Below are 25939 nucleotides of genomic sequence, written 5' to 3'. Positions count from 1 at the left end.
CCTCCGTCATCACCGGCGGTGCCACCGTTCCAGATCACACGTCCGCCACTCGATTACGGGTTTGCCCTCACACCGCCATACCATCGCTAGTCGAGATGACCGACAAAGCCCTCGACGAAGCCCCCGCCACCAACACCGCCCAAGCCGCCAAGATCTCGGCCGAGGCGGCCCGTCGCCGCACCTTCGCCGTCATCAGCCACCCCGACGCCGGTAAGTCGACGCTGACCGAGGCGCTCGCACTGCACGCCCGGGTGATCACCGAAGCGGGCGCGATCCACGGCAAGGCGGGCCGGCGCTCCACGGTGTCGGACTGGATGGACATGGAGAAGGCCCGCGGCATCTCGATCACCTCGACGGCGCTGCAGTTCCCGTACCGCGACTGCGTGATCAACCTGCTCGACACCCCCGGGCACGCCGACTTCTCCGAGGACACCTACCGCGTGCTGACGGCGGTGGACTGCGCGGTCATGCTGATCGACGCCGCGAAAGGCCTTGAGCCCCAGACCCTCAAGCTGTTCCAGGTGTGTAAGCACCGTGGGATCCCGATCATCACCGTGATCAACAAGTGGGACCGTCCGGGCCGGCACGCGCTGGAGTTGATGGACGAGATCCACGAGCGGATCGGGCTGCGGACCACTCCCCTGACCTGGCCGGTGGGTATCGCCGGCGACTTCAAGGGCGTGATGGACCGTCGGGCGGAGAAGTTCATCCGCTTCACCCGCACCGCGGGCGGGGCCACCGCCGCTCCCGAGGAGCACATCGCCGCGGCCGACGCGCATGCGGCAGCCGGGGACGACTGGGACACGGCGGTGGAGGAATCCGAGCTGTTGTCGATGGACGGGTCCGACTACGACCGCGAGACCTTCCTGTCCGGTGAATCCTCTCCGGTGCTGTTCACCTCGGCGGCACTGAACTTCGGGGTGAACCAGCTGCTCGATGTCCTGGTCGAGTTGGCCCCGGCGCCCAGCGGATCGCTCGACGTCGACGGGAACCGCCGGGCGGTGGAGTCGCCGTTCAGCGCGTTCGTGTTCAAGGTGCAGGCCGGCATGGACTCGTCGCACCGTGATCGCATCGCCTACGCACGGGTGGTGTCGGGCACGTTCGAGCGCGGCGACGTCCTCACCCACGCCGCCACTGGCAAGCCGTTCGTCACCAAGTACGCGCAGTCGGTGTTCGGCCAGCAGCGCTCGACTCTCGACGACGCCTGGCCCGGCGACGTGATCGGGTTGGCCAACGCCGCGGCGCTGCGCCCCGGCGACACGCTCTACCGCGACATCCCGGTGGTGTATCCGCCGATTCCGAGCTTCTCCCCCGAGCATTTCGCGGTGGCCCGCGGTACCGATCCCAGCAAGCACAAGCAGTTCCGCAAGGGGATCGAGCAGCTCGAGCAGGAGGGCGTCGTGCAGGTGCTGCGCTCCGACAAGCGTGGCGAGCAGGCGCCGGTGTTCGCCGCCGTCGGACCGATGCAGTTCGAGGTCGCCGCCCACCGGATGGCCACCGAGCTCAGCGCGCCGATCTCACTGGAGAACCTGCCGTATCAGGTCGCGCGGGTCGTCCGCCCCGAGGACGCCGACTTTGTGAATCGTCAGGTGTCTGCGGAAGTGTTGACCCGCAGCGACGGCGTCATGCTCGTGCTGTTCTCGACGCCGTGGCGGCTGGAGGGTTTCCAGCGTGACAACCCCGACATCAAGCTCGGGTCGTTGGTCGCTGCCGAAGGCTGACTGATGACCGCCCCGGAACTGCCTGGGGCACTACTGGTTACGGCTTTCCACTCAGCGGAGTGGGCGCATCACGGCGCGCCGCGTTCAGGCGGCAGCACCTGGAATCCATCCAGGAGAGCTTTGGCGTCGTGCTGATAAGTCGGATTGTCCGGGTCGGTTGTCTGCACGGCCGCTGTGGCCAAGTACTGGTGGCCGTCGACGATGGTAGGCACCGACAGCACGGTCACTGCACGAGTGTGCGCGCCGGGGCCGGTCGGACCGGCGGTGAACGTGATGGTCTCGGCGGGCAGGCCGCAGACCGTCGCCGGCTCGGAAGCGAGGTCCATCGCCCCCGCCAACTTCACCAGATTGGCGTGTTGTTGCGTGAAAATGGTCTGAACGTCGGCCTTGGGGGCATCCTCCAGTGCGACCACGATATTGGGTGCGAACTGATTCGCCGCGAGATCGGTGTTGACGAGGACGAACCGGATAATTTCGCTGTCGAGTTTGGTGCTGCGGTTCCATCCCGCTGCTTGAGGGACCCGCATTTGCGGCTCCGCGGTGCCTCGTGCCGGTATATCGAGCAGCGGCCCGTCGAACGGCGCGCAGGCGTTCGGATCGCCGATGGCATCACCCACTGCAGCGGTCGGTGTGCCCGCCGTCGGCACCTTGTCTTTGAAGATCTCCTCGATCGACACGGGCTTCTCGCTGCTGCACGCCGACAGCGACACGACAGTAACGAGCAACGCGGCGGCACGGCGCGCAGATCGGTGTGTCATCTCCATGATCAATTCGTCCCCTCACCCCGGCTATGGGTCCACGGGCGCATCCGTTATGGGGATCGACCGCCCCGTTGCCGCCGAACGACCGGCCATAGCGGAGTCGGTCGCAGTGTGGCAATCTCCCTGGAACTCTACGGCCAGCCAGGCCATCTCCACGACGGAAACTCCTGACGGCCGCCGTGTTCGATGTGCCCACATTTGTGCACGTTGTCCGGTGTCACCGCCAGTACTCTGAGTCGATGGCCGACCCGGCACCACCCGCCACCAGCGCCCGATACGGCAAGCACTGGGTGTGGTTCATCGTATTGCTGAGCGCGATGGGCATTTTGGGCTTCGCCGCGGCCATCGTGCTGATGTTGCCGCTGGCCATGGCCACAGATGGTTGTCACGACGGCACTGCCGACACGGTGTGCCAACTGTCCGCGACAGGTCAGAACGTGCTCGTGTGGATGCCGTGGATGTGCCTGGTGGCCGGCACCGCAACGGCATTGGTGGGTGCGGCGGTGGCCGAACGGCGCACGTGGACGCCGCTGATCGGTATTCCGGTCGGAATCATCGGGTATGTCGCGATGATCCCAATCGGTTACGCGTTGGCGTTTTCCGTCTAGCCGTTCAACCCCACCAGAACGACGCGGCGATGATGCAGTACAGCGCGATCAGCGTCGCGCCCTCCAACCAGGTGGATTCCCCGTCGAAGGCGATGATCGCCGCGAGCACCACGGCGACCAACAGGGCGACGATCAGCATCGGACCGAACACCAGGGTCAGCGACGCCAAGCCGAAGATCTGACTGACCAGCACCAGCACCGGCGCCAGCACCAGGGCAATCTGGATGGGGCTGTTCAGAATGATCGAGAAGGCGTACTCGGACTGGTTTTTGGCGGCCAGTTGCACACCGACGACGTTCTCGACCGCATTGCCCGCGATGGCCACAATCACCAGACCGGCGAAGGCCTGCGAGATGCCCAGCGAGTCCATCGCCGGCTCCAGCGCGGCGACGAACCAGTCCGACACGAACGCGGCCCCTGCCCCGGCGACGGCGAGCATGCCGATCGCCAGCCCGACCGGCCACCGCAGTGCCTCTTTATGTGGCTGCGGCACAACCTCACTGGTCTTGTCCTTGTCCCGGCTCAGTGAATACGGCAGCGACAGCGCGAACAACACCAGCAGGACGACCGACACGATCATCGAGAAGGACACTTCGTGTTCGGAGGCCGGGGCGTGCACCTCGTGGGCGATCGACGGAATCGCCATAGCGGTAACCGACAAGACCATCAGGACCAGGATGGTCCGCACCTGGGCGGAGCCCAGTTTCTGCGGGCCATGCCGAAGTCCGCCGACCAGGAACGCCAGGCCCAGCACCAGCAGCAGGTTGGCCAGGATGGAACCGATCAGCGCGGCCCGCACCACGTCGACCAAGCCGGCCTTGAGCGCGAAGATGCAGATGAACAGTTCGGGCAGATTGCCGAGGGCGGACTGCAACACGCCGGTGGCCCCGGGGCCGAACCGGTCGCCGAGCTGTTCGACGGCCAAACCGACGACCGAGGCCAATACGGTAACTGCCAGCGCACTGACGACGAAGCCGACGAGGTGTGGCCAGCCGCCGTAATGAGACAGCCCCGCCACCACACAGATGGCCAGGCCACCGAAGATCAACAGCTTGTCGGAACGGATGAGCGCTGCCGCCATGTGGGCCATCATGACACGCCGGCCGGGCTCAGGGGCTGAACCAGCGCTCACGCCTCGAAATCAGTTGTCGCATAGGACGAATTGGGCGTCACAGAAGAGATTGCCCATCAGTCATCCGCTGCCGGCATCAACGATGTGCATCTATGCACTTCCATGTGCAGCACTGTCCGTTGACTAAGCCGTATACGCAGGTTGAGATGTAGTTCACATCGCAGCGAGGCCCTACGCCTTCACCAGAAAAGACATGGTCTGACATCCGCTGCGGTCGAACTCGGACGGCGCGTCGGATGCGCGTTCGGTCATCAGTCGCGAGATGGTGCGAGGAAGGATCATGCGTTGAGCTTCAGCAGCTATTTTCAGGGGCCGGCCACCAGCCTCGACGATCAGATCGAGAGCTACGCGACGACGCGTGTCCCGGACAGCCAACGCTGGCGCCGGCCGGCCATACTGCTCGTCCTCACCGGGAACGTCACCGCGATGTTCTGGTTCGCCCTGGGCGGTCAGATGGGCTTTCTGGTGGGCTGGCCGATGCTGCTCATTCCGATCGCCTACATGATCGTCGGCGCCACTGTCGTGGGCGCGTTGGTGATGAGAATCGCCAGCCAGGAAGGCCTCTCGCTGCCGCTGCTGTCCCGCGGACTCGGTTTCGGTGCCCGCGGTTCCGCGATCGCCTCGTTCGTCTACGCGGTGAACTACGTGTTCTACTTCATCTTCGAGGGCAGCATCGTTTCACATGGCCTGAGCGAAATCGCCGGAATACCAATCAATTCGGCGGCCGCCAGCGTGGTGTTCGGCATCGTCGCGCTCATCGCGCTGTACTACTCCTGGCGCGGCATGCATTCGATGAACATCCTGCAGCGCTTCGGGATGCCGATCTTCCTGATCCTGTTCGTGATCGGCATGGTGATGCTGGCCAACGGGTACGTGCTCGTCGGGCCCGGGGAATGGGTGGTTCAGGACGGCGTATCGGCCACGGCCATGTGGCAGGCACTCAGCCTGGCCAACGGACAGGTGGTGTTCCAGGCCCTGATCGCCACCGACTACGGCAGGTTCGTCAAGCGCTCTGTCTCCTACGCCGGTACCGCGGGGGTGATGCTCGTGGAGTTGCTGATGATCGCCGTCGTCATGATGTTGGGAGCGTTCCTCGGCTTCACGATGATCTCCCATTTCGACGGCAGCAGGGCTGAACAGGAACTCGCCGCCACCGATCCCGGACTGATCTTCGCAGTGGTGATGGGCGTGCTCGGCGTGATATTCGCGATCTTGACCCAAGTGCGAATCAACGTGATGAACCTGTACTCCGGCTCCCTTGCCCTGTCCAACGCCTGGGATGTGCTGTCCCCCAAACGCATCGGCCGGCAATGGTGGATGGTGCTACTGGTTGCGCTCGGCGTGGTGCTCTACCCGATCAACGTGCTGCAGTACACCGACAAGTTCCTGGCGGTGACCGGCATCATGACCAATACCTGGATCTTCATCCTGCTCAGCGACTACTTCGTCTGCCGCAAGCTGCTCAAACTCGCTCCGAGCAGCCAGATCGAGTTCCGCGAGGGCCGGGTCAAGGACTGGAACCTGTGCGGCATGGTGGCGCTGGCCGCTGGTCTCAGCCTGGGCGCTCTCGGCGTGTTCGGCGTCTACCCGTTGCACTTCGCCTCGTTCGCGGCCATGCTGCTGGGACCGATCGTGTACATCCCGCTCACCATCATTACCCGGGGCTCGCAGTATGGTGCAGCCACGTCGGGCGTCGATGATGAGCTGCCGGACGATGAGTGCGCGATGGCGGCCGAGTGACGAAACAGAGTGAAGTACAGGGAGATTGACGAATGACTGACAACGGTTCGGAAGCCGGACTGCACTACCGGGAGATCTGCGAGCTGGTCGACATGCTGGCCGCCGGCGACGTCACCGCGAGGCAATTGACCCAGCTGACGCTCGACCGCATCGCCACGGTAGATCAGCGTCTTGGGTCCTACGCCTTCGTCGCGGCGGATGAGGCCCTCGCGCAGGCCGACCAATCCGACGAGCGACGTAAGGCAGGCACGACGCGGGGCCCGCTGGACGGGATTCCGTTGGCCATCAAGGATATTTATGACAAGGCCGGATGGCGCACCGAGGCCGGGATGTCCATCCGGGCCGGGCAGGTAGCCGAGATCTCCGCGACGGTCGTCGAACGGCTGGAGCAGGCCGGCGCCGTCATCGTCGGCAAGGTGCACACCACCGAGGGCGTCTACACCGAGCACACGCCCCCGTTCAAGGCGCCGCTGAACCCCTGGGATCCGAATCGCTGGGTCGGCGTGTCCTCGAGTGGCAGCGGCGTGGCTCCGGTTGCCGGATTGTGTTTCGGCGCTCTCGGATCCGATACCGGTGGGTCGATCCGGATGCCGTCGGCCTCCAACGGAGCGACCGGACTCAAACCGACGTGGGGCCGGGTGAGCCGGGCCGGAGTCGTCGAACTCGCGGCCACCCTCGATCACGTAGGACCGATCTGCCGTTCGGCCCGCGATGCCGGGCTGCTGCTGGGCGCCATCGCCGGCGCGGACCCTCGGGATCCGACCGCGGCGCTGCGGCCGGTGCCCCAATTCGATACCCAGCCACCGGCGTCGCTGAGCGGGGTCCGGATCGGCATCGACCCGGAATGGAGCTACCGCGAGGTCAGCATCGACGTCGAGAAGGCCCACCGCGAAGCCGAGCAGGCGCTGCGTGATCTGGGTGCCGAGCTCGTTCCGATCACCCTGCCCGATCCGACCGAGGCCATCACCGACTGGTTCGGCGTGTGCGCCGTGCAGACCGCCCGTGCGCATCGTGGGCTGTACCCGGAACACAAGGACAGCTACGGGCCGGCCCTCAGTGAACTGATCGATCGCGGAATTGCCATGTCCGGCATCGAATATGACGAACTGTTGCAGCGGCGGCTGAAGTTCAAGGGTCAGATGGAGGCGGCGCTGGCCCAGGTGGACTCGGTGCTGATCCCGGCGATGTCCTTCATCGCGCCACCGGTCGAGAAGATGATCCGAATGGACGAGGAGACCACCGCGGGGGTGCACCGATTCACGGTGCCGTTCACCCTGTCACAACTGCCGACCATCACCTTCCCTGGCGGTTTCACCACCACAGAAGCCGGACATCCCTTCCCCGTCGGCCTGCAGATGGTCGGCAGCGCATTCGAGGAGCGCCGGCTTGTCGACATCGTCGGCGCCTTCCAGGAAGCGACGCCGTGGAACAAGGAGCATCCCGCGGTGTGACGTGTCACCTGTCGGCTTGGGAAAGGTAGGGGCTGGCCGCCACCGTGGAACGCAGAAACTGTGCGACGGCCCGTACCCGCCCGAGCTGCTGCATTTCCCGCGGGATGACCATCCAGTAGTTGCGTCGCGCCGAGAACTTCTCCGGCAGAACGACTTCCAGCGCATCGTCGGGTTCGCCGAGGTATTCCGGCAGTGGCGCGATGCCAAGCCCGCTGCGCGCCGCGGTCCAGTGGCCGGTGATGTTGTTGGTCTGGATCGCGACGCGCTGCTTGTGTGGCAGCGATTCCAGGATCCGCAACGGTGCCACGTCGAGCAGGGCGTCGATGTACCAGACCAGGGTGTGGTCCGTCAGATCGGCAAGCTCGGTGATCGGTGGCGCGGTGCGCAGGTACTCCGGTGCGGCGTAGAGCCGCAGGTCGTATCCGGCCAGATGGTGCACATGGACCGCGCGCGGTGACGGCTGCTCGAGCGTGACCGCGATGTCGAAATGACGCGCTGACAGCGAGCCGTGTTCGGTCGCGGTGACCAGTTCGACATCCAGATGAGGATGCGCCCGTCGTAGTTCGACGAGTCGCGGCGCCACGACGAAGGCGCCGAATCCGTCGGGAGCCACCATCCGGACGGTGCCGGTGAGCGGGCCGGCCGTGGAGGTACGCACGTCGTACGCGGCGATGACGGCCGATTCGACCGACTCCGCGCGCGGCAGCAGATCCGCACCGGCCTCGGTCAGATGCCACCCGCCTGGGGAGCGGTCGAAAAGCCTTTCCCCGAACGTCTTTTCCAGCGCGGTGATGCGCCGGCCAACAGTGGTGTGGTCCACGGCCAAATTGCGCGCGGCCTCGTTGAGCCGGCCCGTGCGCGCCACTTCCAGGAAGAAGCGCAGGTTGTCGGCGCTGAACATGGCCAACAACCTACACGTGCAAATGTGCACGTGCATGTGCGCCATTGGTCGTTGACTGGTGCACGAATGAGCGGTGAGCATGGTTCATGACGTGAGCCACTCAGCTACTCGCAGCGAGATCGCCTCACATTCAGGCGATCTCAACCACAGCTTCCCCGAAAACACAGTGAGGACGGATCCATGACTGTCAACATCGCGCTCCCCCGTTTCGCCAACATCGGCGCCGGATCGGTCGAAGACCTCGGATCGGTCATCACCCAGCTCAACATCGTCAGACCGATGCTGGTCACCGACAGGTTCCTCACAGAGACCGGTCAAGCGGAACGGCTCGTCAAGACGATGCAAGCCGCGGGAGCCGACGTCGCCGTGTTCTCCGATACGGTGCCCGACCCGACGTCGGACTCGCTCACCGCGGGTTTAGAACTGGCACGCACACACAATGCGGATGGCGTGATCGGTTTCGGCGGCGGCAGCCCGATGGACACAGCCAAGGCGTTGGCCGTGCTGTCGGCGACCGGCGAGAGCATCACGTCGTACAAGGCACCGAGCAGCTATTCCGGTCCCGCGCTGCCGATCGTCGCGGTGCCGACGACCGCTGGAAGCGGATCGGAAGCAACACAATTCACCGTCGTCACCGACGGTGACACCGACGAGAAGATGCTCTGCCCGGGCCTGTCGTTTCTCCCGATCGCCATCGTGGTGGACTTCGAACTGACCGTGTCCATGCCGGCCCGCCTGACCGCCGATACCGGGGTAGATGCGCTGACCCACGCCATCGAGGCGTATGTCAGCCGACGCGCCAGCCAGTTCACCGATGCCCTCGCGTTGGCGGCGATGACGTCGATTTCGCGGCACCTGCGACGGGCCTACGCCGACGGTGCCGACCGCGAAGCGCGTGAGGCCATGATGCTGGCCTCGACGCAGGCGGGCATGGCATTTTCGAACTCCAGCGTCGCGCTGGTGCACGGCATGAGCCGGCCGATCGGCGGCCATTTCCACGTCGCACACGGTCTGTCCAACGCCATGTTGTTACCCGCAGTCACCAAGTTCTCGATCGACTCGGCCGTCGAACGGTACGCCGACTGTGCCCGGGCGATGGGCGTGGTCGCCCCATCCACCGAGGACCGGCAGGCTGCAGACGCCTTGGTGGCCGAGCTCCAACAACTCTGCGCCGATGTCGAGGTGCCGACGCCGCGGGCATACGGCATCGACCAGGCCGCATGGGAAGCGCGGTTGGAGACCATGGCGACCCAAGCGTTGGCATCCGGATCACCGAACAACAACCCACGGATTCCGGCGCACGAGGAGATCGTGGAGCTCTACCGCGAGATCTACTGAGTCCGAGTCACTGACCCGTCAGCGCCTCGGTCGCGGGTCCCAGGTCGAGGAACACCGTTTCGCCGTTGGCGTCGTCGAGCCCGTCGTTGTCGGTGACCACATACAGGTTCTGGTTGCCGGCGATCGCGACGCCGTCCACCTTCTCCTGCACGAAACCGTTGGTGGCCTGCAGATCTGGCACAAGGTTGCGGGCCAACGTCTTCGGCAGGATGCGCGGCTTGTCCGCCGCGGCGGTTCCACCCCCGGGAATCGCCACCCGGTACAGCGCCTTCACTCGCGCGTCCGGCCCGTTGAGCTTGTCGCGCTCGAGGATCAGCAATTCACCGTTGTGGACCGCGATTTCGGAGATGCCGATCCAGTCATCCTTGGCGCTGGTGGGGTCCAGCTGGTAGCCGAACCATTCCCACGTGTCGCCCTCAGGGGTGTAGCGTCCGATGCGGACCACGCCCTTCGGGTCGGACTTGAGTTCGCGCTGCAGGGCCACCCACACCGAATTGCCGTCGACGGCAACGCCTTCGAAACCCTGACTGCCGAGCTGCGCCGCAACGTCTTTGGGTAGCGGCACGCGCTTTTCGATCTTGCCGGTTCCGTCGACGTAGACCAGCTCGTTGCCGGGACCGTCCTCGCCTTCCACGGCCAGGACGAAACCGCCGTCGGGGCGGGCGGAAATGCCCTCGGTGTCGAGGGTGACGGGCTTGCCGTCTTCGGTGATCGACAGCTCGGTGTCGATCAGGGCCGGCTTCTGCGCCACATCCACGCCGAGGATGCGGGCCGGACCGTAGGCGATGTCGGTGGCGGTGTAGAGCCGGTTGTCGTCGCGCGGGTCCGCCGACAGCGCGCCGAGCGCGCCCCATCCGATCGGTGCACCGTCGATGTCGGCCGAGACGATGGACGGAAAGGTCGGTGTGGCTGCGGCTGCGAAGGATTCGCCGTAGCCGTAGAGGTTGACCGAGGCCCGCACGCGGGCTTCGGCATCGTCGGCCTCCGAGGAGATGGCCAGCAGATTGCGCGACGGGATGGGCAGGACGCCTTCTGGTCCGGGGGTGGTCGGCAGGATCTGCCGGAACTGTGGCGCCTTGGGGTCGCTGACGTCGTAGACCGCGACCAAGTTGCTGCGTTCCGAGGCGATCAGTGCGGTGGGCTTGCCGCCAATCGTGGTGATGGCCAGTCCTTCCGGCTCCGGCCCCTTGGATTCCGCGCGGCTCTCGATGTGCAGGCCGGTGCGCACCGCGAGCTGTTCGAGGGAGTTGCCGGCGTCCCACGTGACCTCACCCGTGCCGGCGTCGAAGATCGTCCAGCCGCGGGTGCCGCCCTTCCAGTCGCCTTCGTTGGCGGTGGCGACGTGATCGTCACTGATCCAGCCGATGGCGTCCGGTTCGCGCGGGGTGTCCGGGATCGAGCCGGTCTGGTTGATCGCGTCGTCCTTGTTGGTGTCGATGCCTTCGACGGATTCGCTTCCAGCACTGAAGATCTTCCGCACCGTGCCGGTGCGGCCGTCGACGATGGCGATGCCGTTGTTCTCCTGCAGGGTCACCGCCACCTGGCCGCGAGAGTTGATGCTGACGTACTCCGGTTCGAGGTCCTCGGGGGTGTCGAGGCCGGCTTTGCGCGCCGCTTCCACGTCGAAGCCGACCTTGCGCGGTGTCCAGGTGTTGGGTGCCCCCTTGAGATCGATCAGTTGCACGAATCCGGTCGGCGGCTGGGGCAGGTCACCTTCCTCCTTGCCGGGCGGGGTGAATTCCTCGTTGCGCTGGTTCTCCATGGCGATCGCCGCGAAGGTGCCGTCGGGGCTGATGGCGATCGAATCCGGCTGGCCGCCCAGATCGATGCTGTGCACGCGGGTGCGATCGCCGGTTCGGACGATGTCGACTCGGCCGGACGGATGGGCGAAGTCACCGCCGGTGGTGTCGACGACGACGAGGACGTGGTCTTTCACCGCGGCCACCGACGTGGGCTGGTCGTCTTTGTGGCCCAGTTCGGCGAGGGAAAGCGAGCCTGCGCCAACCGGTTTGGCGGGGTCTTTGATGTCGACAAATCCGATGCGCTTGGCGGCGGCGTCGGTGTAGATGAGCGTGTTGCCGTCGGGGGTGACGGTGGAGATCTCGGCGACGGTCTCTCTGTCGACCGGATCTTCGGCAGGTCTGTTGAGGTACACCGGGTACGTCGCGGTGCGGTGGTACCGGTTCGCGTCGGGCAGGTTCCAGTCGATCGGCGAGGTCGCCTTCGGGGTCTCCCCTGGCTTCTTGTCCTCGGTGGAGCAGCCCGCCACGATCAGCACTGCCGCCGTGGCCACTGCCGCAGCCGCTCTCGCCCGTCTCATTCGCCACCCTCTTCAGTTGTGCCGGTGCGTCGAACGAGCTTGGCGTGCACAGGTGACCGACAGGGATTTCACAGGTGAACGGACGGCAACGGCTTGGCCGCTCCCGTCGCGATAGTTACAGCGGCGCTGAGAGCGGGCCGAGCGCCTGGCACTGCGGAGCGATCTCCGCAATGCCCATCCAGCCGCCGCATCCCCGGCCGGTGGACACATAGGTCGCGCCGGGTCGGGAGGGGGTCAGCACCTGCGCCGGTTGGGCTCCCCTGCCCTGATTGCATTGGATGGGCGAGGCGTTGTCCTGACGCTGCACACACGCCACGCTGAAGCGCGGGTCTGCCGGTGCTCCACACGCGTCCGGGCTGACGGTCACGCTGACCATATCGGCGCCGTCGACGTGAACGACCGCCGGCGGTGACAGTGCGAACGTGCAGGGCGGGGCTGGTTCGGCGTGGGCGGGTGTCGCGACGACGCCCGCGATCACGATCCCTGACAACAACACCACAATGGCCCGAGCCATGTGGGAATGGTAGTTCAGTTGCGTCGTCGTCGAGGGTCAAATGCGCATGTCAGGGAAACCTTCACTGCCCTACCGGGATCAGCGAGGCCACCACGCCGCACAAGTACTCGACCTCCGCGGTCGACGGCTGCGTCTCGAACGCGTGCACATGGCAGGCGACGCTGAGCCGGTTCCACGCAAGCGCAGCGCGGTCGGCCGCCTCCGCGGTGTCCAGTGACTTGAGTACGACGAGCTTGCTGCGCGAATTCGCCCATGGAGCGTGCGCATTGAGGGAGGCACACCTCTGATCGATAATCTCCTCCAGTGCCTGCCGGGCCAGGAATGCCGCGACGCGCGACGACAGCCCCTCTGCCGATTCGGGTGTCTGCAAGACACGTTGCGCCTGGCCCAGCAGGTTCATCGGGCTCACCGCAGGGCCAGCACTTCGAGCACAGTCTTCTCCAAGTCTCGGGCGTCATGGATCGAGACCGGGTTCGCGTCGCCGTGTGCGCCGGCGTTGCAGATCCGAAGCACTCGTTTCCGTTCGGGCTTCAGCCATTGAGTCAGGTCTGTCGTCGGATCCCCGTGGATCGCCAGGGCCAGGCGGCTCGATGTCTTCTTGGCCGACGCCCATGTGTCTTCGGACTCTGCCAGTGCTCGGCCGGCCAGCGCTTGCTTGGCGTAGAAGGTCTGCTTGGCGGCTGATTCCAGTGCCATCCGGAAGAGCGCTGGTGCGGCGCGGCGTTTGATGTCGTCGGGCATTTTGGTGTCTTTGATCAACGCGAAGATGTCATCGACCTGCCGTCGGGCCGGATTGACGTTGTCGCGCACGGTGACTCGCGAGCCGGTTTCGCGGACCACTTCGATGAGCCTGGCGTCGACGCCGGTTTCCCGGATGACCGAAGCCAGCCGATCGTCGTGGGAGAAGACGATCACCTGATGAGTCTTGGCGATCGCGCAGAGCACTTGGACGAAGCCGTCGATTTTCGAGGGGTCCATCGCCTGGATCGGGTCGTCGAGGACGACGAACCGGAAGGGGCTCTTCGTCGAGGTCGCCCGCGGCAGGAACAACGCCAGCGCCAGGGCGTGCAGCTCGCCTTGACTCATCACCGACAATGCCTTGGTGGGCTTGCCGTCGACCGCGCCTTCCAGAACCACCTTGCGTCGTGTGGCGGTGCCTTCCAGCGAGATGTCGACGAGGTCGACGTTGCTTTCCTGACGGAGTTGATGCCAGATGTCGCGGGCTTGTTCGGCAATCGGTTTGAGCCGCCGATTGCGGAATGCCACAGCATGCTCGGTGACCCATTTCTTTGCCGCGGCAACGGCGTTGAGTTCGTCGTCGACCGCTCGAGCCTGTTCTTCAAGACCGACCCAGCCGCCCAATTGAGCGGCGAGTGGCGCCCATGCGCTTTCACGTCGCGCGAGTTCGTCGGCCGCCTCCGCGCTCAGGGATTCGGCGGCGGCGATCACCTCGGTCAGCGTCGACTCGGCGTGCGCCGCTAGCGCGTCATCACCGACGGGGATCTTCCGGGCTGCGGCGACCGCGTCGTTGTAGGTCGACAATGCGCCGAGTTCGACACCGGGCGCAGTGTTCGCTGTGGAGAGCTCTTGGATCATCGCCGTCAGCGTCGACCGCGCGGTTTTGAGTTGCTTTGCGGTGGCGCGGTATTCGTCCAGCAGCTCCTCGCTGCTGCTGATCGTGTCCTGGGTGGCGGTGGCCCAGTTGGCATCGAGGCGGCCCTGCGCACACACCGGGCAGTCGGTGTCACCGCCCTGATCGTGGAATCGAAGCGCGGTGCGCAGCATGTCGACGCGTTGACTGGTGAGGTCGATCGCGGCGGTCGCGGTCTCGGCGGCGGCGTTGATCGCGGCACGGAGTTTTCGGGTCGCCTCTTCGACGGTGTCGATGGCCGGCGCGTCCAGCTGAGCCAGGGCACGGAGGGCAGGTGCGACATCGGATTGGGCTTCGCCCGCTCCGGTCGCCAGGGCTCGGACATCATCAAGGGGCACAGGCCGTTTACGTAGGAGTTTCGTGGCGCGTTCGGCGCGTTCATCGCTATGTCCGGCCAACGCGTTCTGCACGCGTTTACGTTCAGCGTCGGCGGTGTCGCTGGCAGCCTTGATCGCCTTGTGGCGCGTGGTGAGGACCTTCTCGGTGTCGGCGAGTGCGTCGAGACCGAGCAGTTTGGCCAGCGCGTCGTACAACGCGGACGGTCCGCCGTCGAACAGCCGACCGAGTTCCTCATAGGACAGCAGCGGGCGGTGGAGTTCCAGGGCACGCGACCACCCGAGGGTGTCGGTGCCGTCGACCCGCTTGCCCCCGGCGGCCTGCGTCCACGTCGTGCAGTTCTCCAGCTTTCCGCCCTGGTCCCATCGCACGCCCACGGTGAAGGGGCCTGCCGCCTCGCGGGTAAATCCGACCTCGATCTCGCACGGATCGGGCTGGTGGAGGTTCTGCCAGGCCTCGGACCACAGGCTCTCCTTCTTGTTGAACCAGCGGTAGCTCGTGCCGGTCAGCGTGAGTTCAAGGGCCTCGGCGAAGCTGGATTTCCCGGAGCCGTTGCGGCCGCTGACCACCATCAGGCCCGGCGCCGGGTAGAGATCGAGCCGTGCAGACGGGCCGACGCCACGGAATCCGGAGACCGAGATCGAGCTGAGAAATGTTGCCGCCGGGTCGGTTTCCGTCTTCTCTCCGGAACCGCCCGACACCTCGGCCAACGCGTTGAGCACGACATCCTTGGCTTCGTCGGACAACGCGTCGTCGCTTCCGAGCAGTTCCAAGATCACGTCGTGAACGGATTGTTCGACGCCTGTGGCGGCGTCACCCTCTTGCGGCATGCAACGATTTAACAGCCTCCGTCGGACAATTTTATCGGGTTCGTCAGTTCATTTGCGTCCGGGGACTCTCACCCGTCACACCAGCACCGCGGAGGCGACAAATGTGTGGTCCGGAAAAGTGGTACTACCGGCGATACCAGCCACTGCCTACCCGCTGCACCCTCAACCGCGACTCTGCTCATCAGGTGCCCGTCTGTCGATCCGCGCCGACGTGTCGGAGTGCCCGGTTATGGTCGTGATAGATCGAGAGATCCTCCCCGCTCCGACAGAAGAATGGAGCCACCAGATGACCGACACCACCGTCCAGGGTTACGACATCATCGGTGACGTGCACGGGTGCGCCACCACGCTGGAATTACTGCTAACCGAGCTCGGCTACCGGAAGCTCAGTGGCACAAGCGAATACCGCCAACCTGACCGCCGAGCCATTTTCGTCGGTGACCTGATTGACCGTGGCGACGAGCAATTACGGGTGTTGCAGATCGTCAAGGACATGGTCGATGCCGGAAGCGCGCAGATCGTGATGGGCAACCACGAGTTCAATGCACTCGCCTATGACACCGAATGGCCGGCCGGAAGCGGTAAATACCTTCGCGCCCATGATGATCCGGAGAGCCCGTGGTCGGCGAAGAACACCAAGCAGCACGCGACATTCCTCGAACAGGTCACCGGGGCTGACCGACGGCGATACCTCGACTGGTTCAAAACGATCCCGTTGTGGCTGGACCTCGGCGACCTTCGCGTCATACATGCCTGTTGGCACCAAGATTCGATCGACGTCGTCGAGCAGCATTGCGGGTCGAGTACGCCGTTCGACGACGTACGTCACCTGGCTTCGGCCACAGACAAGAACCACCCGCTGTACCAGGCGATCGAGACGCTTCTCAAGGGGCCGGAGATCAGCCTGGTCGAGCACAACCTGCCGGAATACCACGACAAGGACGGCATCCCGAGGCCCAATGCGCGGGCGCGTTGGTGGAACAGCGATGCCCGCAATCTGCGTGATATCGCTGAAATGGGAGGCAACTACACGACAGCGACAGGTGAGCCCTACCCACTGCTCCCTGAACTGGAGCTCTCTGGCGGTGACCAGACCTACGTCTACCCGCCGGGAATCCCGGTGTTCTACGGGCACTACTGGCGACAGGGTTCACCCAAACACCTGCACGATTGGACGGACTACACCGCTTGCGTGGACTTCAGCGCGGTCAAGGGTGGGGCGTTGACGGCCTACCGGTGGTCGGCGGGTGAACATCGCATCAACCCGGCCAATTACGTGCCGGTGGTTTCCTGACCGCCCACGACCGCGTGAATGCGGCCCTGCGGATAGGGCAGGTTGATTCCGTTTTCGTCGTAGGCCCGCAATATTTCCCGACGGAGCTTGCGCTGCACGGACCATTGCGCGTTCGGCCGGGTCTTCAGCGTCATCCGCAGCGTGAGCTGGTCTGCCGCCAGCGATTGCACGCCGAGCATCTCCGGTTCGCCGATGATCTTGCCGGCCATCTTTGGATCGGCGATGACGTCGTGGGCGGCTTCGACAGCCACCTGCTCGGCACGGTCCACGTCGGCGGTCAGCGCGACCGGTACCTCGATCCGCGCGACGGCGTAGTCCTGGCTCATGTTCCCGACGCGCGCGATCTCGCCGTTGCGGACGTACCAGAGCGTGCCGTCGATGTCGCGAACGGTGGTGATCCGCAGCCCGACGCTCTGCACTTCCCCAGATACTTCGCCCAGGTCGACGTTGTCGCCGACGCCGTACTGGTCCTCCAGCAACATGAACACGCCTGTGACGAAATCGCGTACCAGGTTCTGCGCGCCGAAGCCGATCGCCAGGCCGACCACACCGGCCGAGGCGATGAACGGCGCGATGTTCACTCCCAGCACGCTGAGGATCGCCAGCACGACCCACACCAGCAGCACGATCGAGGTAGTGGACTTCAGCACCGACCCGATAGTCTGGGCCCGCTGCTGGCGACGTTCGGCCACCCGGATGCCGCTGGTCGTCGCCGAGGCCCGATCACGCAAATAGCGCAGCAACGGTGGCTTTTTCGCTTGCCCTTCCAGTTCTGCGCTACTGGACTTCTTGGGCCTGCCGGTGGTAGCGCGGTCAATCATCCGATGCAGCAAATACCGAATGATTAACGCGACAACGATGTAGGCGACGATCCGAACAGGAACCTCGATCAACCAGTGCCGATTGGTATCCGTCCATTCGAAAGCCAGGTTGTACGCAGCCATATTTTCGACCGTACGGCAGAACTGACGGGCCCGTCGAATGAGCGCAGCCGCTCACATTGGCAACCGAGCAATTCGCCTAGGCGCAAGGAAAATTCACGCGCAGGCATGTTTCGATTCACGTCACGCTCGGCGAAACAGCTCGGCGGGCCGCCCACGGCCGCCCGTGGCGAAGGCGCCCGTCGGCTCGAGGTGCCGCTCCATCGCGCGCCGGAAATTGTCCCGTTGCAGCTCGCGCCCGGCGACCGCCTCATGGACCAGCCGCAAGTCCCGCAACGTGAATTCATCCCCCAGCAAACGGTCGGGGTCGGGATTATCGCGGTAGTGAGCGCGCACGTCGGCGACGGCCAGCTCGATGATCTTGTCGTGGTCATAAACCAGATCACCAGGCTCCTCCACCGGCACCAGTCGGGTCGTTTCGGCCGACCGGGTGGACACCCGGTCGGGCGGGACGACGGCGATGTGCGCGACGGACAACACCCACCCTCGGTCGTCGCGATCGGCGGCGTCGAATACATGGAGTTGCCGGGGGTTCAGGCCGTGGACGTTGGCCTTGTCCGCCAGAGACCGCCTGACGGCGTCTGCTAGGACCTCGCCCTCGTGCAGGAATGTGCCAGGCAGCGCCCAATCGCGGCCACGGGGACGACGGACCTGCAACACCGCCAATCCGACATCGGGATCGACCGTCAGCACCGCCGTATCGACCGCGACCGAGGGTCGCGGGTAGTCCTCCAGCCTCTTCTGACCGGTGTCTCGATACGCGTTCTTGTCCATGTCAGAGCTTGAGCGTACAGTCAGCCTTTAATTAGCGCAGATTCGCGCAAAAGACTGGAGGGGCGTCATGACATCACTGAATGATCGGGTTGAGGGCGTACTGCTGGGCACCGCTGCCGGGGATGCGCTGGGTGCGCCGTACGAGTTTCAGCCGCCACGTGGCCCGCAGTTGCCGGTGGAGATGGTCGGCGGCGGGCCGTGGGAGCCCGGGGAATGGACCGATGACACCGCCATGGCGAACGCCATCGCCGAAGTCGCCGCCACAGGTGCGGATCTGCGCGATGTTGCCGCGCAGGACGCGATCGTCGCCCGCTGGTACGAATGGTCCTTGGGCGCCAAGGATGTCGGCATCCAGACCCGGAAAGTGCTGAGTATGGCTGCGGGCGGTGGCATTTCGGCGGCCGGTGCTCGCGGGGCAGCGGAGGCCGTGCATCGGCAGACCGGGCGCAGCGGCGGGAATGGTTCGCTGATGCGGACCGCACCGGTCGCGCTGGCCTACCTCGATGACGAGGACGCCATGGTGGAGGCGGCACGGGCGATCAGCGGACTCACTCATTTCGATCCCGAGGCCGCCGATGCGGCCGTGCTGTGGTGTTGCGCGATCCGGCACGCGGTGTTGACGTCCGAGCTCGATGTGCGAATCGGGTTGCACCACATCAACTCCAATCGCCGAGAGCTGTGGTCTGAGCGGATCGAGCATGCCGAGGGCAGCCGCCCTGCGGATATTCCGAACAATGGCTGGGTGGTGGCGGCGTTCCAGGCGGCGTGGTCCGCCATCAGCACCACCGCAGCGGATGGCTTTGGGCCCGAACATCTTCGCCGCGGGCTCGATGCCGCGGTGCGGGCCGGGTATGACACCGACACCGTGGCCGCGATCGCCGGCGGGTTGCTCGGGGCGGCATACGGTGCATCTGCCGTGCCCTTGGACTGGCGGCAGCTGCTGCACGGCTGGCCGGGCATCACTGCCCGCGATCTCGTGGGGCTGGCGGCGGCGATCGAGCGCAAGCAGCCGATCTCGGACCCTGATTACTCGTGGTCTCGCGTCAATGTCCTCGCCCACCACCCGCACGACCCGAAGGTCCTGCTCGGCAGCGTGAGCGCGTTGGTTCAATTACCCGCCGAGGTCGACGCCGTCGTCTCGCTGTGCCGTATCCCACAACACCTTGTCCCCGAAGGTATGCCCCACGTCGAGGTGCGTCTGATCGACAAGGTCGACCCCGATGAGAACCCGCATCTGGATTTTGTGCTGCAAGAGGCGGTGCGTGCGATCGAACAGCTGCGCGCGCGGGGGCGCACGGTGCTGTTGCATTGCGTCGAGTCTTACAGCCGCACACCGACAGTGGCTGCGCTCTATGGTGCTCACGTAGCAGTTATAGACACTGAGCAGGCGTTGGACGAGGTGCTTAACGCGCTGCCCGAGGCAAATCCCAGTCCAGTGTTTCGGGAAGCGTTGCGGCGGTTGGGGAAGACGGCGGGCCCATGTCACCACTGACGGTCGCCGCTCGTCCGGTCACAAGCTGACGTCTGCCAGCACCTGCGTGTTGACCCCGAGCGCTTCGTAGGTCGCCCGTGCGCGTCTGTCCCGCGTGACGAGGACAGCTCCATGCTCGCGAGCCGCCAAGGCCACAAGCCCGTCATACGTCGCGCCGCCAGCGATGCCCAGCCGAGCGAACTCCCGGTGGGCTGCGCGCGCGGCGCGTGCGCCGAGCGGGAAGGCTTTGGCGAAGTTCTCGTCGATCAACACCACGGCGTCGGTGGGGTCGACGCGAGCGTCACCAGGTAGGCGGGTCAGCACTGAGTACGTTTCGAGCAACGCATGCCCGCTGATTCCGAGTGTCCGACCCTTCGCCCACCTCACGGCCATTGCGTGTTGCTGGTGGGAGCTCACAAGGAGTGGCACGGCGACGCTGGTGTCGACAGCTGTACCGGGCACCGACGTCAGCGCCGTCCCGAATCGATGAGGGCGAACATCATCTCGTCCGTGACGATCGTTTCAGAGGCGGCGACCAAACGCCCGTCGTCGTCTCGCTCAAGGCGTGCCGTTCGCCCTCCCGGGACGATCTGCAGTCCGCCGCCATACGCAGAAATATCGACCTTCGTTCCCGGAACCAGACCCAGAGCATCGCGCAGTTGCTTGGGCAGGACGACTCGACCGCCGGAATCGATGACAGCCTCCATGGGACCAGAGTACCAATCAAATCCCATTTCATCGGCGCTCTGTGACAGTGCCGGTCCCGATCATGCCGCGATTCCGCAGCCCAGCGCCTACCGTTAGTCAGCAACCGCAACCGAGAGGATGCCAAGTTGGCCAGCGACACCGCAGAAACGCCCACCCGACCGACGCTGCGCGAACTCACCGTCCGCGGGATCCTGCTCGGCGGGGCGATCACGCTGGTGTTCACCGCCGCCAACGTCTACCTCGGCCTCAAAGTCGGCCTGACCTTCGCCACCGCGATCCCGGCCGCTGTGATCTCCATGGCACTGCTGCGCAACTTCGCCAACCACTCCATCGTGGAGAACAACATCGTGCAGACCATCGCCTCGGCGGCGGGCACGCTCTCGGCGATCATCTTCGTGCTGCCCGGTCTGATCATGATCGGCTGGTGGACCGGCTTCCCGTACTGGATCACGGTGGCGGTGTGCGCCGTCGGCGGCATCCTCGGCGTGATGTACTCCATCCCGCTGCGCCGGGCCCTGGTGACCGGCTCCGATCTCCCCTATCCCGAAGGTGTGGCCGCCGCCGAGGTGCTCAAGGTCGGCGACAGCAGCGGCGGTGTCGAAGAGAACCGCGTCGGTATCCGGGTCATCGCGTTCGGCTCGTTGGTGTCGGCCGGGTTCGCGCTGCTGGCCAATCTCAAGGTGCTGGCCAATTACGTGGCGGCATACTTCCGCGTTGGTGCGGGCGGCTCGATGTTCGGCGCCAGCCTGTCCCTGGCGTTGGTCGGGGTGGGGCACCTGATCGGGATGACCGTCGGGATCGCGATGCTCGTCGGCCTCGTGATCTCGTTCGGGGTGCTGCTACCGATCCGCACCATCGGAACGTTCGGGACCGACGAGTCGGTGGCCGATGTCATCGACGGGGTATTCGTGCACGAGGTGCGGTTCATCGGGGCCGGCGCGATCGCCGTCGCTGCGGTGTGGACGCTGCTCAAGATCCTGCGCCCGATCATCAAGGGCATCCGGGAGGCGCTGACCTCCGCCCGTGACCGTCGGCAGGGCCAGCTCGTCGACATCACCCAACGCGACATCCCGTTCCCCATCGTCATTGGCATCGTGGTAGCGATGCTGATCCCAATTGCCGTGCTGCTGTGGGACTTCAGTCACGGCACGGTGCTGCATGGCAGCTCGACCGGGATCATCGTGGCGAGCGTGGTGTTCATCTTCGTCATCGGCCTGGTGATCGCCGCGGTGTGCGGCTACATGGCCGGCCTCATCGGATCGTCGAACAGCCCCATCTCCGGAGTGGGCATCCTGACGGTGATCATCGCCGCGTTGCTGGTCAAGCTGGTGTACGGCCCGGCAGACGACAGTCAGTCGCTCGCGCTGGTGGCCTTCACCCTGTTCGTCGCCGGCATCACTTTCGGCGTGGCCACCATCTCCAACGACAACCTGCAAGATCTCAAGACCGGCCAGCTGGTCGGCGCCACCCCGTGGAAACAGCAGGTGGCGTTGGTGATTGGCGTGTTGTTCGGCTCGGCGATCATTCCGCCGGTGCTCGACCTGATGCAACGCGCGTTCGGGTTCCTGGGTGCGCCAGGCGCCACCGACCATGCGCTGGCCGCCCCGCAGGCCGCGCTGATCTCCTCGCTGGCCAAGGGCGTGTTCGGCGGATCGTTGGACTGGTCGCTGATCGGGTTGGGTGCGGCGATCGGCGTGGTGATCGTCATTGTCGACGAGATCCTGTGTCGCACTTCCCGGTTCAGCTTGCCCCCGCTGGCCGTCGGGATGGGTATGTACCTGCCGATGAGCCTGACCTTGATCATCCCGCTCGGCTCACTGCTGGGTTGGTTCTACAACAAGTGGGCTGACCGTACCGGCGAGAACGTCGAACGTAAGAAGCGCCTCGGCGTCCTGCTGGCCACCGGCATGATCGTCGGTGAAAGCCTTTACGGCGTGGTGTTCGCTGGGTTCGTCGCCGGGACGGGAAGTGACGATCCGTTGGCCATCTTCACCGGCAATGACGGCACGTTGGCTGAAGTTCTCGGGGTCATCGGGTTCGCGGTGGTGCTCATGTGGCTGTACAAGCGGACGCAGAAGATTTCGAGCGTCGCACCGATCAAGAGCTGAGGTTGCAACCCGGACTCTGACGTTCCCCAATCCGACTTGACACCCTTAACTCGGATCAGTCGGTCAAGCCCAGCAGCCTGTGCGGATTGGCCTTCACCATCGTGTGGATCTCCTCGGCGGTGAAATTCAGGTCGAGCAGTGAGCTGATCAGGATGCGCATCCCTTCGCGCGGTGTCGGCCCCGACCGGATGCCGTAGTCGGTGACAAGGATGAAGTGTTCGATGCCGATATCGCGAATCTGCCTCGCCCACGGCACGATTCCGCTGAACTCAGGTGCATTGGCAATGCCGGCGATCTCATCGGCGAGTTCGGGTTCGGCGTAGTAGTTGGTGCGCGGCAGGCCGCGGTGGAACATCCAGTCCGACACCGCGCCCTCCAACCACACACCTTTGGACGCCAGCAGTTTCTGTTGATCCAGCGTCATGCGGCCGCGGCAGGGATGCGCTACCACAATGTTCTGGATACCCGCTGCCTGCGCCAGATCGACCAGTCGGAATGCCTCATCGACCGAAACATGTCCCGTGTTCAGATGGACGTCGGGGCGCTCGGCAATCAGGTCGAGGATTTCGAGAAGCTCTGCGGGGGCGGGGCCTTCGGTAGGGATTCGCACCGCGCGGGGCAGTTCCTCGGCGGCGAACTTGGGATACTGGTCCTTGAACGGAACCGGCACCCCGTCGACAAAGCTCCCTTCGTGGGTGGCCATGAAATGGGTGCAATGGGCGCCGAAGTGTATGAACTTGGCTCCGTCGCCGTAATGCAGTGCCGTCTTGACCGCCCGCGGATTGAGGCCGCCGAGCGCGGTCGTCATGATGAGGCCACCGAAGATCTCGATCCCCGGTACCTGGCTCTTGACGAGCATCGACGTCCCGCTGCTGAGTCCCAACGTGTGGTCGTAGAACATCAGGGCGCGCATACCGGCGTCGCGAGCCTGCTCGGCGATCTGAAAAGGATTCAGTCGGCCAGGGCATGATTTGAGCCAGGGCCCACTGTGCACATGGACATCGGAGGTGCCCTCAATCAGCAGGTCCGGCAGCTCCATCGATCGGTTGAGGCGGCTTTCGCTGTAAAACGTTGTCACGGAGATCCTTTCCTTGTCTTCAACTAGCGGAGGTGCTGGAGAGCAGTGCGCCGGACACGGCCCGTCGCTTGACGAAAAACACCACGGTGACGGCGGCAATGAGTTCTACCCCGGCGATGATGTACAACCCGGTGGTGTAGGTTCCGGTGGCCGTCTTGAGCGATCCGAGCAACTGCGGGGCAAAATAACCCGCCAGGTTCGCGATGGAGTTGATCAGAGCGATACCGCCGGCCAAGGCCATGCCTGAGATGAAGCGTGGCGGCAGCGACCAGAATACCGGGATCGAGCCCATCGTTCCCGCGGCTGACATCATCAGGGCGATGACGACGCCCGTGGCGCTGCCCAGTTGCATTGCCACAGCGGCCAGGACCAACCCGGTGGCGCCGATAGTGACTGCGATGGCAACGCACCGATGTACGTGACCATAGCGATCGGCCAACCAGCCGTTGAACAGCATGCCGAACCAGCCGAAGGCGAATACCCCGGACATGATCCAGCCGACGGTCGTGACGTCGAAGCCAGTGGTGGCCCTGACCAGGCTGGGGCCGAAGAACGAGATGGCGTTGTTCCCCCACAGAATGCAGAACAACGTCAACGTCAGCAGCCAGAAGGTGGGATTGCGCAGCGCGGCCGAAAAGCTGTGTTGACGTTGGCCGCCCTCCTGCTCCTCGATGGCCAGTTCGTAACGAATGTGCTCCTTCTCGGTCGCGTTGAGCCACTTGGCATTACCTGGTCGGTCGGTCATGAACAGCAGCGTCAGGGCACCTAGCATGATCGCTGGCACACCTTCGATGAGGAACAGCCATTGCCATCCGGAGGCGTTCAATGCGCCGTGCGTCGAGGTCATGATGTACCCGGCCAGTGGTCCACCGATGAGCTGCGCGATAGGAGAGGCCGACATCAGTACGGCGATCGCCTTCGCCCTGCGGTGGGCCGGCAGCCAGAAGGTCACGTACAGGATCAGCCCGGGGTGCAACCCGGCCTCGAAAGCGCCCTGTAGGAACCGCAGAACGTAGAAGTGCCACGGTTCGGTGACGAACGCCATCAGCAGTGTGACGGCACCCCAGCCAAGGCCGATGCGCATGATGGTCTTCGGGGCGCCGATCTTGGCGAGGAGCAGATTGCTGGGCACCTCGAAGAAGAAGTAGCCGATGAAGAATATTCCCGCCCCGGCGCCGTAAACAGCATCGCTCCAGGAGAGTTCGTCCATCATGGTCAGCTTCGCGAAGCTGACGTTGGACCGGTCCAGCCACGCAACGATGTAGATCAGCGTCGCGAACGGCAGGATGCGGAACATCACCCGCCGGAATGTCTTGTCGCGTTCCTCGACGGTCGAAAGTGTCTGCGTCAGAACTGAACTAGTGTCGCTCATCGGTGTCCCTCATTCCATACTGGTGAAGAGAATGCGGTGTGGTGAGCTGCGCTGCCCACCATGCGGCTGCATAGACGGGGTCGACGATGACACCGGGATACAACTGTTCGAGGTAGTCGGCGGCGTTGCTGAGCGGTCCGCCGCCGACGATGACTTTCTGCGCCCCATCACCGAGTGCGCGTTGCACCGCGGTGGCCAGTTCCCGATTGGACAGGTCGGGCAGGCCTGCCAGTCGTAGCGGTTCGGTCGGCGTGAGCTGCACGCCGGTGAAGAGATGAGTCAAACCGATATTGCGCACCATCTGCGCGAGTGCTTCGACGAGATCGCCTGTCGTGGTGACGATTCCAAATCGGATACCGCCCCGACTGGCAAACCGCAGAGATGCCTCGCCGATCCCGATCACGGGTACGGCCAGGCAGTCTCGAAGCTGCTGCACGCCAGGATCGCCGAAACCGCAGACGATCACAGCGTCAGGTCGGATTCGGGGTGTGACAGTACACACGGCATCGCGGACGTGGCCGGCAGCTGCCGATAGCGCCTGTGGTGTCGTGATCATCGAGGGGCCCGTCGCTGCCGTTACGCCCACCACATCGGGGATACCAGCGCCCGGAAGGGCCGTGTCCATCGCCCGCTGGAAACGCCGGACCAGCATGTCAGTGGTCGATCCATTCGAGTTCGGATTGGCCACGATGACGGACCGCAGGACCCGCGAGTCAGACTTGCCGTTGAGGGTCGCTGGTATACCAAGTGTCACGATTTGCGACAGTAGGCGGCCGGATGAGGGCTTAGGTTTCGCCAAAGTTAAAACATATCCAGCCAGAGCGGGCCCAGCGTCGGACCCCGGGAACTCGCATGAGCCGTTTCGGTATACCAATGGGTCGGTGTCTAGT

22 protein-coding genes are annotated in these 25939 nt (G+C 64.7%); 8 read left to right on the top strand and 14 right to left on the bottom strand.

The annotated features are described in order from the left end of the window. Positions 1-95: 95 nt before the first annotated feature. Positions 96-1721, top strand: a complete 1626-nt coding sequence (locus H977_RS0104685) for a peptide chain release factor 3 (protein WP_029106766.1) — start codon at positions 96-98, stop codon at positions 1719-1721. Between the two features lie 68 nt (positions 1722-1789). Here H977_RS0104685 and H977_RS0104680 read toward each other — a convergent pair whose 3' ends face one another. Next, a complete protein-coding gene (locus H977_RS0104680) occupies positions 1790-2491 on the bottom strand; it encodes a hypothetical protein (protein WP_155946524.1) in 702 nt (233 codons plus the stop codon). Positions 2492-2721: 230 nt separating this feature from the next. Here H977_RS0104680 and H977_RS0104675 point away from each other — a divergent pair, with 230 nt between their 5' ends. Next, complete coding sequence (locus tag H977_RS0104675) at positions 2722-3090, top strand: hypothetical protein (protein ID WP_029106764.1); 369 nt, start codon at positions 2722-2724, stop codon at positions 3088-3090. A gap of 4 nt (positions 3091-3094) precedes the next feature. On the opposite strand, the gene cax is transcribed toward H977_RS0104675, so the two are convergent. After that, positions 3095-4171, bottom strand: a complete 1077-nt coding sequence (cax, locus tag H977_RS0104670) for a calcium/proton exchanger (protein ID WP_029106763.1) — start codon at positions 4169-4171, stop codon at positions 3095-3097. A gap of 336 nt (positions 4172-4507) precedes the next feature. Here cax and H977_RS0104660 point away from each other — a divergent pair, with 336 nt between their 5' ends. Together H977_RS0104660 and H977_RS0104655 are read left to right on the top strand one after the other, a co-directional pair. Beyond that, positions 4508-5962 (top strand): purine-cytosine permease family protein, encoded by a 1455-nt coding sequence (locus H977_RS0104660; RefSeq protein ID WP_029106762.1) that lies wholly within the window; start codon positions 4508-4510, stop codon positions 5960-5962. A gap of 32 nt (positions 5963-5994) precedes the next feature. Beyond that, positions 5995-7413 (top strand): amidase, encoded by a 1419-nt coding sequence (locus tag H977_RS0104655; RefSeq protein ID WP_029106761.1) that lies wholly within the window; start codon positions 5995-5997, stop codon positions 7411-7413. A gap of 4 nt (positions 7414-7417) precedes the next feature. Here the strand turns inward: H977_RS0104655 and H977_RS0104650 are convergent, their stop codons facing one another. Further along, entirely contained in the window at positions 7418-8314 is an 897-nt protein-coding gene (locus H977_RS0104650; RefSeq protein WP_029106760.1) for a LysR family transcriptional regulator, read from the bottom strand. A 180-nt stretch (positions 8315-8494) separates the two neighbouring features. Between H977_RS0104650 and H977_RS0104645 the strand changes: the two genes are divergently transcribed. Further along, positions 8495-9652 carry an iron-containing alcohol dehydrogenase gene (locus H977_RS0104645; RefSeq protein ID WP_029106759.1) on the top strand — a complete coding sequence of 386 codons (1158 nt, stop codon included), beginning with the start codon at positions 8495-8497 and terminating at the stop codon, positions 9650-9652. Positions 9653-9659: 7 nt separating this feature from the next. Here H977_RS0104645 and H977_RS0104640 read toward each other — a convergent pair whose 3' ends face one another. The 4 genes from H977_RS0104640 to H977_RS0104625 all read right to left on the bottom strand — a co-directional run bounded on the left by H977_RS0104640 (position 9660) and on the right by H977_RS0104625 (position 15303). Further along, a complete protein-coding gene (locus H977_RS0104640) occupies positions 9660-11972 on the bottom strand; it encodes an esterase-like activity of phytase family protein (protein ID WP_029106758.1) in 2313 nt (770 codons plus the stop codon). A gap of 115 nt (positions 11973-12087) precedes the next feature. After that, the gene (locus H977_RS0104635; protein ID WP_029106757.1) at positions 12088-12486 is read right to left on the bottom strand and encodes a hypothetical protein; all 399 of its coding nucleotides are present in this window, start codon (positions 12484-12486) and stop codon (positions 12088-12090) included. Between the two features lie 61 nt (positions 12487-12547). Further along, the gene (locus H977_RS0104630) at positions 12548-12886 is read right to left on the bottom strand and encodes a hypothetical protein (protein ID WP_231395879.1); all 339 of its coding nucleotides are present in this window, start codon (positions 12884-12886) and stop codon (positions 12548-12550) included. Positions 12887-12891: 5 nt separating this feature from the next. After that, positions 12892-15303 (bottom strand): AAA family ATPase, encoded by a 2412-nt coding sequence (locus tag H977_RS0104625; RefSeq protein ID WP_029106755.1) that lies wholly within the window; start codon positions 15301-15303, stop codon positions 12892-12894. Between the two features lie 286 nt (positions 15304-15589). Between H977_RS0104625 and H977_RS0104620 the strand changes: the two genes are divergently transcribed. Continuing rightward, complete coding sequence (locus H977_RS0104620; RefSeq protein WP_029106754.1) at positions 15590-16597, top strand: metallophosphoesterase; 1008 nt, start codon at positions 15590-15592, stop codon at positions 16595-16597. Here H977_RS0104620 and H977_RS0104615 read toward each other — a convergent pair. Then, positions 16576-17541, bottom strand: coding sequence for a mechanosensitive ion channel family protein (locus H977_RS0104615; RefSeq protein WP_029106753.1), 966 nt, complete (start codon positions 17539-17541; stop codon positions 16576-16578). The two genes, H977_RS0104620 and H977_RS0104615, sit on opposite strands and share 22 nt — an antisense overlap. A gap of 120 nt (positions 17542-17661) precedes the next feature. Beyond that, positions 17662-18312 (bottom strand): NUDIX hydrolase, encoded by a 651-nt coding sequence (locus H977_RS0104610; protein WP_029106752.1) that lies wholly within the window; start codon positions 18310-18312, stop codon positions 17662-17664. Between the two features lie 67 nt (positions 18313-18379). Between H977_RS0104610 and H977_RS0104605 the strand changes: the two genes are divergently transcribed. Continuing rightward, entirely contained in the window at positions 18380-19804 is a 1425-nt protein-coding gene (locus tag H977_RS0104605; protein ID WP_029106751.1) for an ADP-ribosylglycohydrolase family protein, read from the top strand. A gap of 18 nt (positions 19805-19822) precedes the next feature. On the opposite strand, the gene H977_RS0104600 is transcribed toward H977_RS0104605, so the two are convergent. Beyond that, on the bottom strand, positions 19823-20254 hold the full coding sequence (locus H977_RS0104600; protein WP_029106750.1) for a type II toxin-antitoxin system VapC family toxin: 432 nt from the start codon (positions 20252-20254) through the stop codon (positions 19823-19825). After that, the gene (locus tag H977_RS0104595; protein ID WP_029106749.1) at positions 20251-20490 is read right to left on the bottom strand and encodes an AbrB/MazE/SpoVT family DNA-binding domain-containing protein; all 240 of its coding nucleotides are present in this window, start codon (positions 20488-20490) and stop codon (positions 20251-20253) included. The genes H977_RS0104600 and H977_RS0104595 overlap by 4 nt, the downstream gene beginning before the upstream one ends. A 126-nt stretch (positions 20491-20616) precedes the next feature. On the opposite strand from H977_RS0104595, the gene H977_RS0104590 reads away from it, so the two are divergent. Next, positions 20617-22599: an OPT family oligopeptide transporter gene (locus tag H977_RS0104590; protein ID WP_029106748.1), complete on the top strand. Its 1983-nt coding sequence runs from the start codon at positions 20617-20619 to the stop codon at positions 22597-22599. 55 nt (positions 22600-22654) lie between these two features. On the opposite strand, the gene H977_RS0104585 is transcribed toward H977_RS0104590, so the two are convergent. Genes H977_RS0104585 through H977_RS34370 form a run of 3 tightly spaced genes read right to left on the bottom strand, consistent with a single transcriptional unit; the run spans position 22655 to position 25803 of the window. Further along, the gene (locus tag H977_RS0104585; protein ID WP_155946522.1) at positions 22655-23677 is read right to left on the bottom strand and encodes a DUF6282 family protein; all 1023 of its coding nucleotides are present in this window, start codon (positions 23675-23677) and stop codon (positions 22655-22657) included. Between the two features lie 19 nt (positions 23678-23696). Continuing rightward, entirely contained in the window at positions 23697-25049 is a 1353-nt protein-coding gene (locus H977_RS32555) for an MFS transporter (RefSeq protein WP_051288674.1), read from the bottom strand. After that, positions 25036-25803 (bottom strand): aspartate/glutamate racemase family protein, encoded by a 768-nt coding sequence (locus tag H977_RS34370; protein ID WP_155946521.1) that lies wholly within the window; start codon positions 25801-25803, stop codon positions 25036-25038. The genes H977_RS32555 and H977_RS34370 overlap by 14 nt, the downstream gene beginning before the upstream one ends. Positions 25804-25939: the final 136 nt, after the last annotated feature.

The sequence above is a fragment of the Mycobacterium sp. URHD0025 genome, assembly GCF_000426065.1.
Lineage (GTDB): Bacteria > Actinomycetota > Actinomycetes > Mycobacteriales > Mycobacteriaceae > Mycobacterium.
Note: the sequence above shows the minus strand (reverse complement) of the source record. Positions and strands in the feature narration are given on the sequence as shown.